17 protein-coding genes are annotated in these 16,554 nt (G+C 63.9%); 14 read left to right on the forward strand and 3 right to left on the reverse strand.

The window, feature by feature from the left end:
* Positions 1-6 precede the first annotated feature (6 nt).
* From JHW40_RS01740 to JHW40_RS01750, 3 genes are all read left to right on the forward strand, one after another.
* Entirely contained in the window at positions 7-537 is a 531-nt protein-coding gene (locus JHW40_RS01740; protein ID WP_139208214.1) for a hypothetical protein, read from the forward strand.
* A 149-nt stretch (positions 538-686) separates the two neighbouring features.
* The gene (locus JHW40_RS01745; RefSeq protein ID WP_090615154.1) at positions 687-2,669 is read left to right on the forward strand and encodes a type VI secretion system Vgr family protein; all 1,983 of its coding nucleotides are present in this window, start codon (positions 687-689) and stop codon (positions 2,667-2,669) included.
* Positions 2,669-3,106 (forward strand): DcrB-related protein, encoded by a 438-nt coding sequence (locus JHW40_RS01750; protein WP_090615157.1) that lies wholly within the window; start codon positions 2,669-2,671, stop codon positions 3,104-3,106. The genes JHW40_RS01745 and JHW40_RS01750 overlap by 1 nt, the downstream gene beginning before the upstream one ends.
* 3 nt (positions 3,107-3,109) lie before the next feature.
* Here the strand turns inward: JHW40_RS01750 and JHW40_RS01755 are convergent, their stop codons facing one another.
* Entirely contained in the window at positions 3,110-3,490 is a 381-nt protein-coding gene (locus JHW40_RS01755) for an MliC family protein (RefSeq protein WP_090615160.1), read from the reverse strand.
* Between the two features lie 9 nt (positions 3,491-3,499).
* Entirely contained in the window at positions 3,500-3,994 is a 495-nt protein-coding gene (locus tag JHW40_RS01760) for a GNAT family N-acetyltransferase (RefSeq protein WP_244519296.1), read from the reverse strand.
* A gap of 148 nt (positions 3,995-4,142) precedes the next feature.
* Here JHW40_RS01760 and pdxY point away from each other — a divergent pair, with 148 nt between their 5' ends.
* From pdxY to JHW40_RS01810, 10 genes are all read left to right on the forward strand, one after another.
* The gene (gene pdxY, locus JHW40_RS01765) at positions 4,143-5,012 is read left to right on the forward strand and encodes a pyridoxal kinase (RefSeq protein WP_090615162.1); all 870 of its coding nucleotides are present in this window, start codon (positions 4,143-4,145) and stop codon (positions 5,010-5,012) included.
* Between the two features lie 191 nt (positions 5,013-5,203).
* A complete protein-coding gene (gene sucC / locus JHW40_RS01770) occupies positions 5,204-6,397 on the forward strand; it encodes an ADP-forming succinate--CoA ligase subunit beta (protein ID WP_090615165.1) in 1,194 nt (397 codons plus the stop codon).
* Positions 6,398-6,403: 6 nt separating this feature from the next.
* Complete coding sequence (gene sucD / locus JHW40_RS01775) at positions 6,404-7,288, forward strand: succinate--CoA ligase subunit alpha (protein ID WP_090615166.1); 885 nt, start codon at positions 6,404-6,406, stop codon at positions 7,286-7,288.
* A gap of 65 nt (positions 7,289-7,353) precedes the next feature.
* The gene (locus tag JHW40_RS01780; RefSeq protein WP_090615169.1) at positions 7,354-7,755 is read left to right on the forward strand and encodes a hypothetical protein; all 402 of its coding nucleotides are present in this window, start codon (positions 7,354-7,356) and stop codon (positions 7,753-7,755) included.
* A gap of 65 nt (positions 7,756-7,820) precedes the next feature.
* The gene (locus JHW40_RS01785; RefSeq protein WP_090615171.1) at positions 7,821-10,787 is read left to right on the forward strand and encodes a 2-oxoglutarate dehydrogenase E1 component; all 2,967 of its coding nucleotides are present in this window, start codon (positions 7,821-7,823) and stop codon (positions 10,785-10,787) included.
* Between the two features lie 4 nt (positions 10,788-10,791).
* Complete coding sequence (odhB, locus tag JHW40_RS01790) at positions 10,792-12,339, forward strand: 2-oxoglutarate dehydrogenase complex dihydrolipoyllysine-residue succinyltransferase (RefSeq protein ID WP_090615174.1); 1,548 nt, start codon at positions 10,792-10,794, stop codon at positions 12,337-12,339.
* Positions 12,340-12,396: 57 nt separating this feature from the next.
* Complete coding sequence (locus tag JHW40_RS01795) at positions 12,397-12,651, forward strand: hypothetical protein (protein ID WP_090615178.1); 255 nt, start codon at positions 12,397-12,399, stop codon at positions 12,649-12,651.
* A 4-nt stretch (positions 12,652-12,655) separates the two neighbouring features.
* The gene (locus JHW40_RS01800) at positions 12,656-13,045 is read left to right on the forward strand and encodes an MAPEG family protein (RefSeq protein ID WP_090615259.1); all 390 of its coding nucleotides are present in this window, start codon (positions 12,656-12,658) and stop codon (positions 13,043-13,045) included.
* Positions 13,046-13,118: 73 nt separating this feature from the next.
* Positions 13,119-14,510 carry a dihydrolipoyl dehydrogenase gene (gene lpdA / locus JHW40_RS01805; RefSeq protein WP_090615181.1) on the forward strand — a complete coding sequence of 464 codons (1,392 nt, stop codon included), beginning with the start codon at positions 13,119-13,121 and terminating at the stop codon, positions 14,508-14,510.
* Positions 14,511-14,595: 85 nt separating this feature from the next.
* Entirely contained in the window at positions 14,596-15,054 is a 459-nt protein-coding gene (locus JHW40_RS01810) for a lytic transglycosylase domain-containing protein (RefSeq protein ID WP_090615185.1), read from the forward strand.
* 36 nt (positions 15,055-15,090) lie between these two features.
* Here the strand turns inward: JHW40_RS01810 and JHW40_RS01815 are convergent, their stop codons facing one another.
* Positions 15,091-16,047: a PepSY-like domain-containing protein gene (locus JHW40_RS01815; protein ID WP_090615189.1), complete on the reverse strand. Its 957-nt coding sequence runs from the start codon at positions 16,045-16,047 to the stop codon at positions 15,091-15,093.
* Between the two features lie 110 nt (positions 16,048-16,157).
* On the opposite strand from JHW40_RS01815, the gene JHW40_RS01820 reads away from it, so the two are divergent.
* Positions 16,158-16,553: a PepSY domain-containing protein gene (locus tag JHW40_RS01820; protein ID WP_139208215.1), complete on the forward strand. Its 396-nt coding sequence runs from the start codon at positions 16,158-16,160 to the stop codon at positions 16,551-16,553.
* The last annotated feature ends 1 nt before the right edge of the window (position 16,554 follow it).

Below are 16,554 nucleotides of genomic sequence, written 5' to 3' on the forward strand. Positions count from 1 at the left end.
CGAACCATGTCCAGCATCGTTGACACAGTTATAATGCGAGTATTCGACGCCATGGATGCGGGCATCGGTCGCAAGGTGGGTCAACATGGAGATCTGCCCCAGACCATCGCAACACCACTCCAATGGGCAGAGAGTCGCATGGCGGCAGAGAAAGGACAGTCATCGATTGTTTTTGAATCGTGGCTAGAGACCTTGCGTCCCGATCCATCGACGAATAGTGCCCTCTCAGCCGAGGATCTCAATCATCAGCAAGTGGTCCTGTCGGATGTAGCCAGTATCGTCAGCCAGGCGATCGAGGTTGAGCTGGGCCAGGTTCAGATCGAAAACTTCGATATGGAACCGCAAGGATTTGGCCCACCCCATGTGATCTCGAATTTTCGATGGGTTGCGATCACATTGGCTCAGCAAGCGCTGTTGCAAGAAGATTTTGGGTGGCCGCCCGGACAGGCCGAGGATTTCATGCGCATCTATGAAGCTGGGCACCTGCCCGTAGGTTGCATTGAAAAGCCCCATTCAACGACGCTGTTGATCTGGTAGATCATTGACGATCAGGCTTGCGCGATGTTTGCAGCGCACAATGCCCCCATCGTCAAGAATCCGCCGGTGCCGGGCATCCGGTCTGGCACCGGCTGCCATTCGGTGCCATCCTTCCCCCGACTGCCTGATTCATGACTGCGAGATTTCCAATGAACGCTCCTTTCAAACAAGCTGGCCGTCTGGGGCGTCTGACGACGACGCTGGGGCCGGATGCTCTGGCGCTGCTGCGCTTCGACGGCAGCGATTTCATGAATGACCTGTTCGAATACCGTGTCGAGGCGCTGGCGCCGCGCGGGGATATCGATTTCGACCAGCTGATCGGCACCCATGCCAGTGTCAGCATCGACGGACCCGAAGGCAGCCGCGTCTTTGACGGCATCGTCACCCGCGCCCGATGGGCCGGAACGGGCGAGAACGGCCACCGCTATGACATCGTGCTGCGTCCGTGGCTGTGGCTGGCCGGGCGGCGGCGCAACCAGCGCATCTTTCACGGCAAGACCGTCATCCAGATCATCGAGGAAATCCTGTCCGATTACGCCTCGCTGGGTGATCCGGCGTTGCAGGTGCAGGTCTCGGAACAATATCCGGTGCTGGAATATACCGTCCAATATCGCGAAAGCGATCTGGATTTCGTCCGCCGCCAGATGGAGCGGCACGGCATCAGCTTTCATTTCCGGCACGCGATGGGCAGCCATACGCTGGTGCTGACCGATGACGTGCTGGCGCATGAAAGCATCGGTGAACGGCCCTTCAAAAGCTATGACGGCCATCATCAGGCCGAGGGCGAGCATATCTGGGACTGGTCGCCCGAACGCAACCTGACCACCGGGGCGGTGCGGCTGATCGACTATAACTTCAAGGCACCGACATCGCTTATGGAGGTCGAGGATCGCGGCGATGCGGCCCATGCCTTCGGCCATCTGGAAAGCTATGAATATCCGGGCGACTATCTGGACGAATCCGCCGGGCGCATCATGTCGCGGGTCAGGATGAGGCAGGAACGCGGGCAGGACAGCCGTATCCGCGCGGTGGGCGACTGCCTGTCGCTGAGCGCGGGCAAGGTCATGCAGCTGGGTGGCGATCCGGTGCCGGGAACCGGGCTGCGTTATCTGTGCCTTGCCGCGAATTATCACTTCGTCAGCGAGGCTTACGGCTCGGGCGGGCAGGGCAGCGACGGCTACAGCTTTACCGGCAGCTATACGCTGATGCCGGACAATGCGCCGATGGCGCCGCCCAAACGGACCCCCCCGCCGGTGGTCGAAGGGCCGCAGACCGCCGTGGTCGTGGGCGAAGGAGAGATCGACTGCGACGAATTCGGCCGCATCCTCGTGCGCTTTCACTGGGATCTGGCGGATGCCCGCTCGATGCGCTGCCGGGTGGCGCAGAACTGGGCCGGCAATGGCTTGGGCGGGGTCGTCATTCCGCGCATCGGCATGGAGGTGGTGGTCGACTTCATCGATGGCAGCCCCGACAAGCCCATCGTCACCGGCTGCGTGGTCAATGGCGCAAACGGCAATGTCTATGGCCTGCCTGCGGGCAAGACGAAAAGCGGCTTCAAGACCAAGACCCATGAGGGCGGCGGCTTCAACGAACTCAGCTTCGAGGATGCCAATGGCGCCGAGAAGGTCTTTCTGCACGCCCAGAAGGACATGGAGCGGGTCATCAAGGACAATGAATCCACCCTCGTCGAGGCCGGAAACCGCAGCATCACCGTGCAGACCGGCGACGAAAGCAAGAACATCGCCAGCGGCAACCTGTCCGAGACCGTGGCCCTGACGCGAGGCACGCAGGCGAATGTGATCGCGGCCTCGGCGCTGGCCGGACAGGCCGGGCCGGGCGTGATTTCCTATTCCGCCGACGACGATATTGCGATGACCGCCAAGAAGAAGGTCATGGTCAATTCGGATCAGGACATGCAGCACACGGCGACGGACAACATGCTGCTGGACAGTCAGGACCTGATCGGCATCACCGCCACCAACAGCATCACATTGCAGGTGGGCGATTCCCGCATCGTGCTGACCCAGGACGGGATCGTGCTGGAATACGGCTCGACCAGAATCACGCTGGCCGGGGATGTGCTGGATCAGGTCGCGACCGAGATCCACCTGAACCGGGGCGTCGGCGCCTGATGTATCGGATCAATGAAGGCGCCTTCAGCCTGCCCGGTGACTGGCAGGACCGCACGGTGAACATCCTCGCCTCGGACAATTCGCCTGCGGGCGTGTCGCTGACCATCACCCGCGACGACATCGCCTGGGGGGTCAGCTTTGCCGAATACATGGAGGATCAGCTGGCTCGGGTCGACAAGGCCCTGTCGGGGTTCGAATTGCTGGAGCGGCGCGAGCTGCACCTCGGGGCCATCCCGGCGCAGGAAATCGAATATCGCTGGATGCGCAATCAAAGCCCGGTGCACCTGCTGACCACGACGCTGCATCTGGGGCGCAAGGCACTGGTGATCAGTGCGTCGGTCGAGGGGCAGATGAGCCTGAGCCAGAAATCCGAGATGCGCCGGATCATGGCCTCGTTCCAGCCCGATCCGGCGCTGTTTCAGGCTGCGTCGCTGTAACCGTCAGCCCTCGGTGACGGCCTCACCGGCCACGCATTCGCCCAGCAACTGCCGGGGTTCGTCCTCGTCACCGTAATAGACGAAGGCCATGTCGCCCTTGCTCCAGAACTCATAGGCCTGATCGCCATCGGCGCGATAGCGCGCCCCCGAGGCCGAAATCACCTGCGGCAACGTCATCATCCGACCCTCGATCAGCGCGACGACATGGCCGGGCCCGTCCTGCTGGTTGATATAGACCACGGGCAGTTCGACCCCGCGTTCGCATTCATAGGTCACGCTGACCAGTGCCGCGAAATCGGGGGCGTCATCCTGCGCTGCCTCGTCCTGCGCCATGACCGGGCTGGCAAGGGCAAGGGTTGCAAGGGCGGGAATGATCATTCGCATCGGGTCACCTCAGATGGTTCGGGTCATGAAAACGCTGTTCGGATCGGGGCCATAATCGGCAAAAGGCCCACATTCCGCAAAGCCTTCGCGTTGATACAGCTGCCGCGCGGCGATGAAGGTCGGCTGTATCCCGGTCTCCAGCGACAGGCGCTGCAATCCGGCGGCCTTCGCCTCGGCGATCAGGTGGTGCAGCATCAGGCGCGACAGGCCGCGCCCGCGATATTCGGTCAGGACATGCATGGATTTCAGCTCTCCATGCCTGTCGTCCAGTCGCTTGATCGCCCCCATCGCCACCGGCAGGCCAGACAGCCGCGCCACACAGAAGATGATCGCGGGCGATACCAGCGCCTCGCGCGGGATCATGTGGATCGACTCGGGCGGGGTGTCGGCATGCATGTCGGCGTTGTGACGCTGAAACAGCAGCGCCAGATCCCCGGCCAGCGGGCTTTCCTGCGCCATGCGCAGATCCTGCGTGGTGATGCCCTGCCCTGCCATCCGATCCATTGCTGCCCTTACCCGCGACCTTCGCGCCCAGTTTCGCGCAGCCCGCCGCCAAGGTCCAGAGGCCCCGGCGATTGCGCCATGCGGGTTCTGGGCCTAACTGTTGTATCCGGCCCCCTTGTCGGCGGGTCGCGACGCGCAAGGACACGCCATGAGTGAAACCGCCCCCGCCCAGCCGCCCCTTATCATCTCGATCCAGAGCCAGGTGGTTTACGGCCATGTCGGCAATTCCGCCGCGCTGTTTCCGATGCAGGCCGCCGGGCTGGAGGTCGCGCCGATCCCGACGGTGATCTTTTCCAACACCCCCAATCACCCGACCCTGCGCGGCCGTGCCCTGCCCGCCGATTTCTTCGCCGATCTGCTGCGCGGCGCCGAGGAACGCGACCTGCACCGCCGCGCCGCCTTTATCGTCTCGGGCTATATCGGATCGGTCGAGGTGGCGGAACTGACCGCCGCCTTCATCACCCGCGCCAAGGCGCTGAACCCCGATCTGATCTATCTGTGCGACCCGGTTCTGGGCGATACCGGACCGGGCGTCTATGTCCCCGAGGCGATTGCCGCGATCATGCGCGACCGGCTGCTGCCGCTGGCCGATCTGGCGACCCCAAACCCGTTCGAGCTGAGCTGGCTGACCGCGGTCGAAATCAACCGGATCGAGGATTTACGTCAGGCCGCCGCCCGGTTGCAGATGGCGCCGGGCGGGCAGCTGATCGCCACCGGCTGTCAGTTAAAGGACACGCCGCCGGACATGATCGAAAGCGTGATCGTCGGCCCGTCGGACATCAGCCGCCATCCGGTGCAGCATCTGCCGATCTATGTGGCCGGGACCGGAGATCTGTTCGCGGGGCTGATCACCTCGGGGCTGGCCCGCGGACTGGCGCTGCCCGATGCCGTGGAACTGGGGCAGGAGCTGACCAGCCGCGCCCTGTGCAGCGCCCGCGATCTGGGCACGAAAGAGGTCGTGCTGACCGATCCCGTCTTTCGCGCGCGCCTGCTGGAACTGGGCCGACTGGTGGATTGACAGACCGCCAAGAGCCGCGAATCAACCACATTCCCGCCGCCCGGCCCCATTGTGATCACACCCTGTCGCGCTGTGATCACAATCATCGCATAACCCCCGGTTTTGGCCGCTTTCCCCGCAATACGGTTTCGTTTCATCGCGCGGCTGTGCCAGAACATCGCCAAATCAGTGAACCGAATGAGGGGGTCGCGATGAACATCCACGAATATCAGGCCAAGGCGCTGCTGCGTCAGTACGGCGCGCCGGTCAGCGATGGCCGCGTGGTGGTAAAGGCCGATGAGGCGAAATCGGCAGCGGGCGAACTGGACGGCCCGCTTTGGGTCGTCAAGGCGCAGATCCATGCCGGCGGTCGCGGCAAGGGCAGCTTCAAGGAAGCCGAAGCCGGTGAAAAAGGCGGCGTCCGTCTGGCGAAATCGGTCGAAGAGGCCGAAGAGCTGAGCCGCCAGATGCTGGGCCGCACCCTTGTGACCCATCAGACCGGCCCGGTCGGCAAACAGGTCAACCGCATCTATATCGAAGACGGTAGCGATATCTCTCGCGAGCTTTATCTGGCGCTGCTGGTCGATCGCGGCACCTCGCGCGTCAGCTTCGTCGCCTCGACCGAAGGCGGCATGGATATCGAGGAAGTCGCGGCCTCGACCCCCGAAAAGATCGTCAGCTTCAGTGTTGATCCGGCCTCGGGCCTGTCGGATTTCCACGGCCGCCGCGTGGCCTTCGCCCTTGGGCTGGAGGGCCAGCAGGTCAAGCAATGCGTCGCGCTGGTGCGCAACCTGTATCGCATGTTCATCGAGAAGGACATGGAGATGCTGGAGATCAACCCGCTGATCGTGACCACCGACGGCAACCTGAAATGCCTCGACGCAAAGATGGGTTTCGACAACAACGCGCTATATCGTCAGGCGGACGTGCTGGCGCTGCGCGACGAGACCGAGGAAGACCCCAAGGAACTGGCCGCGTCGAAATTCGACCTGAACTATATCGCACTGGACGGCGAGATCGGCTGCATGGTGAACGGCGCCGGTCTGGCGATGGCGACGATGGACATCATCAAGCTGTTCGGCGCCGAACCGGCAAACTTCCTTGATGTCGGCGGCGGCGCCACCAAGGAAAAGGTGACCGAGGCGTTCAAGATCATCACCTCGGATCCGCAGGTGAAGGGCATTCTGGTCAACATCTTCGGCGGCATCATGCGCTGCGACATCATCGCGGAAGGCATCATCGCCGCCGTGAAAGAGGTCGGCCTGCAGGTCCCGCTGGTCGTGCGTCTGGAAGGCACCAATGTGGAACTGGGCAAGCAGATCATCGGCGAGTCCGGCCTGAACGTGATCGCGGCGGACGACCTGTCGGACGCAGCGCAGAAAATCGTCAAAGCGGTGAAGGGGTAATTCAAGATGGCCGTTCTCGTCAACAAAGACACCAAAGTCATCTGCCAGGGGATCACCGGGTCTCAGGGCACCTTCCACACCGAGCAGGCGATTGCTTATGGCACGCAGATGGTCGGCGGCGTGACGCCCGGCAAGGGTGGCAGCGAACATCTGGACCTGCCGGTCTTCAACAGCGTGCATGAGGCCGTGGCGAAAACCGGCGCCAATGCGTCGGTAATCTATGTGCCGCCCCCCTTCGCAGCGGATTCGATCCTCGAGGCCATCGATGCCGAGATCCCGCTGATCGTCGCCATCACCGAAGGCATCCCGGTGCTGGACATGATGCGCGTCAAGCGGGCGCTGATCAATTCGAAGTCGCGCCTGATCGGGCCGAACTGCCCCGGCATCATGACGCCGGACGAATGCAAGATCGGCATCATGCCGGGCAGCATCTTCAAGCGCGGCTCGGTCGGCGTCGTCTCTCGTTCCGGCACCCTGACCTATGAGGCGGTCAAGCAGACCTCGGATGTCGGGCTGGGCCAGTCCTCGGCGGTCGGTATCGGCGGTGACCCGATCAAGGGCATGGAACATATCGACGTGCTGGAAATGTTCCTCGACGATCCGGAAACGGAATCGATCATCATGATCGGCGAAATCGGCGGCAGCGCCGAGGAGGAAGCCGCCGAATTCCTGGCCGAGCAGAAGAAGAAGGGCAGATGGAAGCCCACCGCCGGCTTCATCGCCGGGCGCACCGCGCCTCCGGGTCGTCGCATGGGCCATGCCGGCGCCATCGTCTCGGGCGGCAAAGGCGATGCGGAATCGAAGATCGAGGCGATGAAACGCGCCGGAATCGTCGTCGCCGACAGCCCCGCCGGGCTGGGCGAGGCGGTGCTGAAGGCGATCAAGGGCTGATGATTTGACAGTCCGCGCCCCCGACCTAAGTATGGGGGCGCGGAGATCGGTCATTGAGAGGGGTGATGGAGGTGCAGCGCGATCATTGGCAGGCCAAGGGGGCACTTCCGGCCCCGTCGGGTTTTGCACGACATCTGGCTGTGCCCGTCACGATGATTACGCTGCTGGCCATCAGCGCCTGCAGCCGCCCGCCGACCGACGACATCCTGCCCGGCGGCATCCCCGCCCGCACCAATCTGCATCAGGCCAGCACGTTGCCGCCGGACTCGGTCCGCACGGTCGCCCGTCGCGATTTCGGCTGGCGCCTGATCTATCACCCGACCCGCGCCCCGGTGAACGCCGAACAGGGCGCGGCCTTTGCATTATGCGGGCTGGAACGCAAACGCCCGGCGCGGATCGAGATCCAGCCCCGCATCGACCCCACCGCCGATCCCGGCGCCCGCATGATCGACATCTATTGTTCCTGAACCCGCCCGAACTGCACTGCGTCAACCCTTAGCCTGAACCCCTTAGCCCTAACCGGGGATGAGCCATGACCGACCAACCCAAGAATACCGATTTTCACGATTCCTCATTCCTGCAAGGGCATAACGCCGCCTATGTGGAACAGCTTTACGGGCAATGGGCCGAAAACCCCTCTGCCTTTGACGCGCAATGGGACGCTTTCTTCCGCAGCCTTGGCGATGACGGTGCCGATGCCATGCGCGAGGCCAGGGGCGCCAGCTGGAAGCGCGCCGACTGGCCACCGGCTGCCTCGGATGACAATACCGCCGCGCTGACCGGCGAATGGCCGATGGCCTCGAAGGCCGAGGCGCAGGCGGCGATGAAGAAGATCGCCGCCAAGGCCGAGGAAAAGGGCGTCAACCTGACCACCGAGCAGATGCGTCAGGCGGTGTTGGATTCGATCCGCGCCATCATGCTGATCCGGTCCTTCCGTATCCGCGGCCACCTGCATGCCGATCTGGACCCGCTGGGGCTGCGCGACATCCCCGATCATGGCGAGCTGGACCCCGCGACCTATGGTTTCGGGCCCGGCGATCTGGACCGCCCGATCTTCATCGACAACGTTCTGGGGCTGGAGATCGCCTCGATCCGCCAGATCACCGATCTGATGAAGCGCACCTATTGCGGCACCTTCGCGCTGCAATACATGCATATCTCGAACCCCGAGGAAGCCTCGTGGCTGAAAGAGCGTATCGAGGGCTACGGCAAGGAAATCGCCTTCACGCAGGAAGGGCGTCGCGCCATCCTGAACAAGCTGGTCGAGGCCGAGGGCTTCGAGAAGTTCCTGCATGTCAAATACATGGGCACCAAGCGCTTTGGCCTTGATGGTGGCGAGGCGCTGATCCCGGCGATGGAACAGATCATCAAGCGCGGCGGCGCGCTTGGCGTTCAGGAAATCGTCATCGGCATGCCGCACCGGGGCCGGTTGTCGGTGCTGGCCAATGTGCTGTCGAAACCCTATCGCGCGATCTTCCACGAATTCCAGGGCGGCAGCTTCAAGCCCGAGGACGTGGACGGTTCGGGCGACGTGAAATATCACCTCGGCGCTTCGTCGGACCGCGAATTCGACGGCAATGTCGTCCACCTGTCGCTGACCGCGAACCCCTCGCACCTTGAGGCGGTGAACCCGGTCGTGCTGGGCAAGGCCCGTGCCAAATCCGACCAGCTGGACGACACGCTTGACCGCAGCTCGGTCCTGCCGATCCTGCTGCATGGCGACGCGGCCTTCGCCGGTCAGGGCGTCGTGGCCGAATGTCTGCAACTGTCGGGCATTCGCGGCCACCGCACCGGCGGCTGCATCCATATCGTGGTGAACAACCAGATCGGTTTCACCACCGCGCCGCATTTCAGCCGCACCTCACCCTATCCGACCGATATCGCGCTGATGGTCGAGGCGCCGATCTTCCACGTCAATGGCGACGACCCCGAGGCGGTCGTCCATGCCGCCCGCGTGGCCACCGAATTCCGGCAGAAGTTCCAGAAGGACGTGGTGCTGGACATCTTCTGCTATCGCCGCTTCGGTCACAACGAAGGCGACGAACCGATGTTCACCAACCCGGCAATGTACACCCAGATCAAGGCGCACAAGACGACCTTGCAGCTTTATACCGACCGGCTGGTCGCCGACGGGCTGATCCCCGAGGGCGAGATCGAGGACATGAAGGCCGCGTTCCAGGCGCATCTGAACGAGGAATTCGAGGTCGGCAAGAACTTCAAGCCCAACAAGGCCGACTGGCTGGACGGCAAATGGTCCGGCTTCGGACGCGAGGGCGCAGAATATGTCTCGGGCGATACCGGCATCCCGGTCGAGATGATGACCCGCATTGGCCATGCGCTGACCACGGTTCCCGAGGGGCTGAACCTGCACAAGACGGTCGGCCGTCTGGTCGAGGCCAAGCGCCAGATGTTCGAATCCGGTCAGGGCTTCGACTGGGCCACCGGCGAGGCGCTGGCCTTCGGGTCGCTGCTGGCCGAGGGGCACGGCGTGCGGCTGGCCGGTCAGGACAGCACCCGCGGCACGTTCAGCCAGCGTCATTCCTCGTTCATCGACCAGAAAACCGAGGATCGCTATTACCCGCTGAACCATATCCAGCCGGATCAGGCGAAATACGAAGTCATCGACTCGATGCTGTCGGAATATGCGGTTCTGGGCTTTGAATACGGCTATTCGCTGGCCGAACCCAACGCGCTGGTGCTGTGGGAGGCCCAGTTCGGCGATTTCGCCAATGGCGCGCAGATCATGTTCGACCAGTTCATCAGTTCGGGCGAGAAGAAATGGCTGCGCATGTCCGGTCTGGTGATGTTGCTGCCGCATGGCTATGAGGGTCAGGGGCCGGAACACTCTTCCGCGCGTCTGGAACGCTTCTTGCAGATGTGCGCCGAGGATAACTGGATCGTCGCCAACTGCACGACCCCGGCCAACTATTTCCACATCCTGCGTCGTCAGATCCATCGCGGTTTCCGCAAGCCGCTGGTGCTGATGACGCCGAAATCGCTGCTGCGCCATCCCAAGGCGATCAGCAAGGCCGAGGATTTCCAGACCGGATCGACCTTCCACCGCCTCTTGTGGGACGACGCCGAACGCGGCCATTCCGATACCAAGCTGGTCGATGACGCGCGGATCCGTCGTGTCGTCATCTGTTCGGGCAAGGTCTATTACGACCTGCTGAAGACGCGGGACGAGGCAGGCATCGACGATGTTTATCTGCTGCGTCTGGAACAGTTCTATCCCTTCCCCGCGCAGGCGATGGTCAAGGAACTGGGCCGTTTCAAGCAGGCGGAATTCGTCTGGTGTCAGGAAGAACCCAAGAACCAGGGCGGCTGGACCTTCGTCGAGCCCTATCTGGAATGGGTGCTGGAACGGCTGGGGGCCAAGCATGGCCGCGCCCGCTATGCCGGTCGCAACGCCGCCGCCTCGCCCGCCACGGGTCTGGCTTCGCGCCACAAGGCCGAGCAGGAGGCGCTGGTCGCCGAAGCGCTCGACCTCAAGGATTGATCTGATGACGACCGACGTGAAAGTGCCCGCTCTGGGCGAATCCGTGACCGAAGCCACTGTCGCCACATGGTTCAAGAAGCCCGGTGAACGGGTCGAGATGGACGAGATGCTGTGCGAGTTGGAAACCGACAAGGTGACGGTCGAGGTTCCCAGCCCCGCCGCCGGTGTGCTGGCCGCCATCGTCGCAGCCGAGGGCACGACCGTCGCCCCCGATGCGGTGCTGGCGCAGATCGATGAAACCGGCGCCGCAGCAGGCGCCGCCCCCAAGACCGACAAACCGCAGGCCGAAACAACCCAGGCCGAGAAGACCCAGGAGGGACAGAAGATGAGCGGGAAATCCGTGGATGTAATGGTGCCGGCACTGGGCGAATCGGTGACCGAAGCCACCGTCGCCACCTGGTTCAAGAAACCCGGCGACAGCGTCGAGATGGACGAGATGCTGTGCGAGCTGGAAACCGACAAGGTCTCGGTCGAGGTTCCCGCCCCCGCCGCTGGCGTTCTGGCCGAAATTCTGGCCGAGGAAGGCGCGACTGTCGATGCCAAGGCGCGGCTGGCGATCATCACCGAAGGCGCGGCTGGCGCGAAACCGGCCGCTGCCACCCCGTCGGAAAAGGCCCGCGATGCCGGCCCCGAAACCCCGACGCCGCGCGCCGACGCCGGTCAGGGCAAGGATGTCGAGGATGCGCCCTCGGCCAAGAAGGCGATGGCCGAAGCGGGCATCGGCCGCGATCAGGTCACCGGCTCGGGCCGTGATGGCCGGGTGATGAAGGAAGACGTGGCCCGCGCCGCATCCGCCCCGCAACCCGCCGCGGCCCCTGCGGCGCCGCGCGCGCCCTCGGCCCCGCAGGATGCCTCGCGCGAGGAGCGGGTGAAGATGACCCGCCTGCGCCAGACCATCGCCCGCCGCCTGAAGGACGCGCAGAACACCGCCGCGATGCTGACCACCTATAATGAGGCCGACATGTCGGGCATCATGCAGCTTCGCAACGAATACAAGGAAGCCTTCGAGAAGAAGCACAAGGTCAAGCTGGGCTTCATGTCCTTCTTCGTGAAGGCCTGCTGCCACGCGCTGAAAGAGGTGCCCGAGGTCAATGCCGAGATCGACGGCACCGACGTGGTTTACAAGAACTTCGTCAATATGGGCGTCGCGGTCGGCACGCCCAACGGGCTGGTCGTGCCGGTGGTCCGCGATGCCGAGCAGAAATCCTTTGCCGAAATCGAAAAGGAAATCGCCGAGCTGGGCGCCAAGGGCCGCGACGGCAAGCTGTCGATGGCGGAAATGCAGGGCGGCACCTTCACCATCTCGAACGGCGGCGTCTATGGCTCGCTGATGTCCTCGCCGATCCTGAACCCGCCGCAATCGGGCATCCTTGGCATGCACAAGATCCAGGAACGTCCGATGGTCGTCGGCGGTCAGATCGTGATCCGCCCGATGATGTATCTGGCGCTGTCCTATGACCACCGGATCGTTGACGGCAAGGGCGCGGTGACCTTCCTCGTCCGCGTCAAGGAGGCGCTGGAGGATCCGCGCCGCCTGCTGATGGATCTGTGATCCCGCAAGGGACGTTGAGTTTGCCTCAACGTCCCTTTTTTCCGACAGGAGAGTGTCATGCAGGCCCTTGTTCACTATACCATCGCCGATTTCGCCACATTCCGCACAGCCTTCGATGCCGATGCCGAGGATCGCGGCCAGAACGGTCTGTCGCTGCTGCAATTGTGGCGCGAAAGCGACGCCAGCGCATGGGCGCTGTATCAGGTGAGTGACGCGGGTGCCGCGCGCGGCTATCTGACGGTCGGAGGCGCGGCATTCGCCGATCAGGCCGGGGTATCGGCCACCGATTTCCATTTCGTCGAGACCGCCTGAGATGATGGGGGCCGAACTGACCGCGCTGGGTCTTGCGGCATTCTTGCAGGCCCTGCAGATCGGTTTGGCCGGGTGGTCGATGAATCGCGATGTGGGCGTGGCATGGAATGCCGGGCCGCGCGATACGGCGCCCGAAATGTCGGCGCTGACCGGCAGGCTGCGCCGGGCGGTGGACAACCATTTTCAGGGGCTGGTGCTGTTTGCCATCGCGGTATTGCTGGTCACGCTTGGCGGTCAGGGCAATGCGCTGACCGCCGGTTGCGCATGGGTCTATCTGCTGGCGCGGGCCCTTTATGTTCCGGCCTATGCGTTCGGCTGGTCGCCCTGGCGTTCGCTGATCTGGGCCGCGGGCTTTGCCGCCACCATGCTGATGATACTCGCGGCGCTGATCTGAGACGCGCCACGAGCGGTATTTTACGGGCCTGCGGCTGGGTCGCAGCACCCAAGGGGACAAGAAGGAGTTCAAGATGTCCTATGATCTGATCGTGATCGGCGCTGGCCCCGGCGGCTATGTCTGCGCGATCCGCGCCGCCCAGCTGGGCCTGAAGGTCGCCTGTGTCGAGGGCCGTGAAACCCTTGGCGGCACCTGTCTGAACGTCGGCTGCATCCCGTCCAAGGCGCTGCTGCATGCCAGCCATATGCTGCATGAATCCCACGAGAATTTCGAGAAGATGGGCCTGATGGGCGCGGCACCCAAGGTCGATTGGGCGAAGATGCAGGGCTATAAGACGGAAACCGTCGGCGGCAATACCAAGGGCATCGAATTCCTGTTCAAGAAGAACAAGATCGACTGGCTGAAGGGCTGGGCCAGCATCGAGGCCCCCGGCAAGGTCAAGGTCGGCGAGACCGTGCATGAGACGAAGAACATCGTCATCGCCTCGGGCTCGGTCCCGTCCAGCCTGAAGGGCGCCGAGGTCGATAACGACAAGGGCATCGTGGTGGATTCGACCGGCGCGCTGGCGCTGCCGAAGATCCCGAAATCCATGGTGGTGATCGGTGCGGGCGTGATCGGGCTGGAGCTGGGTTCCGTCTATGCCCGGCTGGGCGCCGAGGTGACGGTGGTGGAGTATCTGGACGCGATCACCCCGGGCATGGATGCCGAGGTGCAGAAGCAGTTCCAGAAGGTGCTGACCAAACAGGGGCTGAAACTCATCCTTGGCGCGGCGGTGTCCGAAGTCGAGACCAGCGGCGGCAAGGCCGAGGTGAAATACAGCCTGAAGAAGGACGGCAAAGAGCAGGAGATCAAGGCCGATTGCGTCCTGGTCGCGACCGGGCGGCGTTCCTTTGTCGATGGGCTGGGGCTGGACGGGCTGGGGATCGAGCTGGACCCGCGCGGCTTCATTCCGGTGGACAAGCACTGGCAGACGGCGGCGGCGGGCATCTATGCCATCGGCGACGCGGTGCCCGGCCCGATGCTGGCCCACAAGGCCGAGGATGAGGGCATGGCGGTGGCCGAGGTCATCGCGGGCAAGGCGGGTCATGTGAATTACGACGTGATCCCGGGCGTCATCTATACCACGCCCGAAGTCGCCAGTGTCGGACTGACCGAAACGGCGGCGAAAGAGGCCGGGCGCAAGGTGAAGGTCGGCAAGTTCCCTTTCATGGGCAATGCCCGCGCCAAGGCGATGATGCAGGCCGATGGCTTCGTCAAGCTGATCGCCGATGCCGAGAGCGACCGCATTCTGGGCTGTCACATCATCGGCCCCAATGCGGGCGAGATGATCCACGAGGTCTGCGTGGCAATGGAATTCGGCGCCTCGGCCGAGGATCTGGCGCTGACCTGCCATGCGCATCCGACCACCTCGGAAGCGGTTCGCGAGGCCGCCCTGGCCTGCGGCGATGGCGCGATTCATGTCTGAACCGGAGGCATTGCGGGCAAGGAGGGGGGCGCTGCCCCCCTCGGCGCGGCCGCGCCTCACCCCCCGGGATATTTCGGCACCAGAGATGGGCAGGCGGGGGGTATTGCTTTCGGTGCTGGCGCTGGCGGCCTGTGGCGGGTCCGGGGGCATGCCCGAGGGACGGGGCAGCGCGGGGCTGTATCCGAACGAGACGCCCTGGCTGCGGTCGCGGATCAATTACTGGGCCGGGCATTACGGGGTTCCGCCTTCGCTGGTGCAGCGGGTGGTGATCCGCGAGTCCGGGCACCGGCCCGAGGCGCGCAACGGGCCTTATTACGGGTTGATGCAGATCCTGCCGCAGACGGCGCGGACCATGGGTTATCGCGGGCCGGATCGCGGATTGCTGGATGCCGATACCAACCTGCAATATGGTGTGAAATATCTGCGCGGGGCCTGGCTGGTGGCCGATGGCAATCACGACCGGGCCATCAGCTGGTATGCGCGGGGCTATTACTATGAGGCCAAGCGCAAGGGGCTGTTGAAAGAGACCGGGTTGCGGGGCTGAAATCGCGCCCCCGAAGGGGCGCGACGGGTGATCGGATCAGCGGGCGGTTTCGCGCAGCACCTCGCCCGCGGGATCGAGTTCGAGGGTGACGGCCTCTCCTGCCGGGTTCTGGGCGTCGAGGGTCAGGCGGCGGCCGTCATGGCGCAGAAGGCCGAAGGCGGAATAGCCGGACTCGGTCAGGCGCTGGTTCAGTTCGACGGGATCGAAGGAAAGCTCCGGGGCCCTGGCGCGCTGATCGCGGCGGGTTTCGCGATGCGGGTTCTCGCCGCGCATCGTCCTGGCGTGGCCGCGCGGGTCCTTGTTGTGGAAGCCGCGTTCGCCCCAGCCGCCCTTGCGGTCGCCGCCGTCGCGGCCAAAGCGCAGCATCCGCCCGTCCTGATCGACCATCACCGCGATATCGTGACCGGCTTCGTCCTCGCCTTCGATGCGGAAGCGGGTTTCGCCATGTTGCTTGATCTCGTCGATGGTCGCGAACTGGGCCAGTGCATCGCTGTCACGCACCGCCTGCGGCAGCAGCGCGTCGATCAGGCTTTGCGGCAGGGGCGTATCGTCGGCGTCGATCGCGATCAGGCGGCCTTCAGGGTCGAATTCCAGCTCCAGATCGTTGCCGTTCTGCTGATAGCCTTCGATCTCGGTCTTTTCGCGTTTGACCGAAATCTCATGGACCCGCGAGAACAGGCCCATTGCCTCGTGGCTGCGGATCGCATCGGACAGGATCGCGTCGAGGGCGGGCTGCGGCAGGGCGGCGTCGTCGGCCTCGATCTCGATCAGCTTGCCGTCGCGGTCGAACAGCGCCTCGATCTTGCCGCCACCCGGCAGACGGCCCTCGATTTCCCGCGCGCCGTGGCGTTTGGTTTCGGTCTGCACGTTCTGCAGGTCCATCTGTTGCAACCAGTCGGGAATGTCGGTCGCATCCTGCGCCAGCGCCACGCCGCCCCATGCACCTGCCAATGCGATGATCGCGGCCGAGGTCGTCAGTCTGATCCTGCTCATGTTCTTGTCCTTTCCTCAAATTCGAATCATGTTCTAACCGGCCCTGCCTGAATGAACCGCCAACGGGCCGTTTGGGTTCTGTTGGGCAGGCGCGGCGCATGATCGCAGGCATGACACGTCTTGCGTACAGCCTTGCCCTGCTGATGATGGCCTTGCCGGTTGCCGCGCAGGACAGTCAGGAGGTGCCGCCCCCGCCCGCCCCTGTTTTCGACGAGTTCCGGCCGCTGCCGCTGCATGAGGTCGCGCGGCAGGTCAGCGACCGTTATGCCGGGCGGCTGGTTGCGGCCGAAATCCGGCCACCCCGGCCCGAAGAGCGTGAAAATGGCGTTTCGCTGGTTTATGAGTTCCGCCTGGTGACGCCGCGCCGCCATATGCTGCTGATCCGCGTCGATGCCCGCGACAGCCGCTTTCTGGAGGTTGCGGGGCGCGGCCAGATCGAGGCATTGCGAAGCGGCGCCCGGACATCCGGCAAGGAGCCGGGCAGATGGGACCAAGGGGGCGAATGAC

The organism is Paracoccus alcaliphilus (assembly GCF_028553725.1).
GTDB classification, from domain to species: Bacteria; Pseudomonadota; Alphaproteobacteria; order Rhodobacterales; family Rhodobacteraceae; genus Paracoccus; species Paracoccus alcaliphilus.

Bases quoted from the DNA above. Each gene is read 5' to 3' on its own strand.
- JHW40_RS01740 (WP_139208214.1), top strand. From the start codon at position 7: ATGTCCAGCATCGTTGACACAGTTATAATGCGAGTATTCGACGCCATG.
- JHW40_RS01745 (WP_090615154.1), top strand. From the start codon at position 687: ATGAACGCTCCTTTCAAACAAGCTGGCCGTCTGGGGCGTCTGACGACG.
- JHW40_RS01750 (WP_090615157.1), top strand. From the start codon at position 2,669: ATGTATCGGATCAATGAAGGCGCCTTCAGCCTGCCCGGTGACTGGCAG.
- JHW40_RS01755 (WP_090615160.1), bottom strand. From the start codon at position 3,490: ATGCGAATGATCATTCCCGCCCTTGCAACCCTTGCCCTTGCCAGCCCG.
- JHW40_RS01760 (WP_244519296.1), bottom strand. From the start codon at position 3,994: ATGGATCGGATGGCAGGGCAGGGCATCACCACGCAGGATCTGCGCATG.
- pdxY (WP_090615162.1), top strand. From the start codon at position 4,143: ATGAGTGAAACCGCCCCCGCCCAGCCGCCCCTTATCATCTCGATCCAG.
- sucC (WP_090615165.1), top strand. From the start codon at position 5,204: ATGAACATCCACGAATATCAGGCCAAGGCGCTGCTGCGTCAGTACGGC.
- sucD (WP_090615166.1), top strand. From the start codon at position 6,404: ATGGCCGTTCTCGTCAACAAAGACACCAAAGTCATCTGCCAGGGGATC.
- JHW40_RS01780 (WP_090615169.1), top strand. From the start codon at position 7,354: ATGGAGGTGCAGCGCGATCATTGGCAGGCCAAGGGGGCACTTCCGGCC.
- JHW40_RS01785 (WP_090615171.1), top strand. From the start codon at position 7,821: ATGACCGACCAACCCAAGAATACCGATTTTCACGATTCCTCATTCCTG.
- odhB (WP_090615174.1), top strand. From the start codon at position 10,792: ATGACGACCGACGTGAAAGTGCCCGCTCTGGGCGAATCCGTGACCGAA.
- JHW40_RS01795 (WP_090615178.1), top strand. From the start codon at position 12,397: ATGCAGGCCCTTGTTCACTATACCATCGCCGATTTCGCCACATTCCGC.
- JHW40_RS01800 (WP_090615259.1), top strand. From the start codon at position 12,656: ATGGGGGCCGAACTGACCGCGCTGGGTCTTGCGGCATTCTTGCAGGCC.
- lpdA (WP_090615181.1), top strand. From the start codon at position 13,119: ATGTCCTATGATCTGATCGTGATCGGCGCTGGCCCCGGCGGCTATGTC.
- JHW40_RS01810 (WP_090615185.1), top strand. From the start codon at position 14,596: ATGGGCAGGCGGGGGGTATTGCTTTCGGTGCTGGCGCTGGCGGCCTGT.
- JHW40_RS01815 (WP_090615189.1), bottom strand. From the start codon at position 16,047: ATGAGCAGGATCAGACTGACGACCTCGGCCGCGATCATCGCATTGGCA.
- JHW40_RS01820 (WP_139208215.1), top strand. From the start codon at position 16,158: ATGACACGTCTTGCGTACAGCCTTGCCCTGCTGATGATGGCCTTGCCG.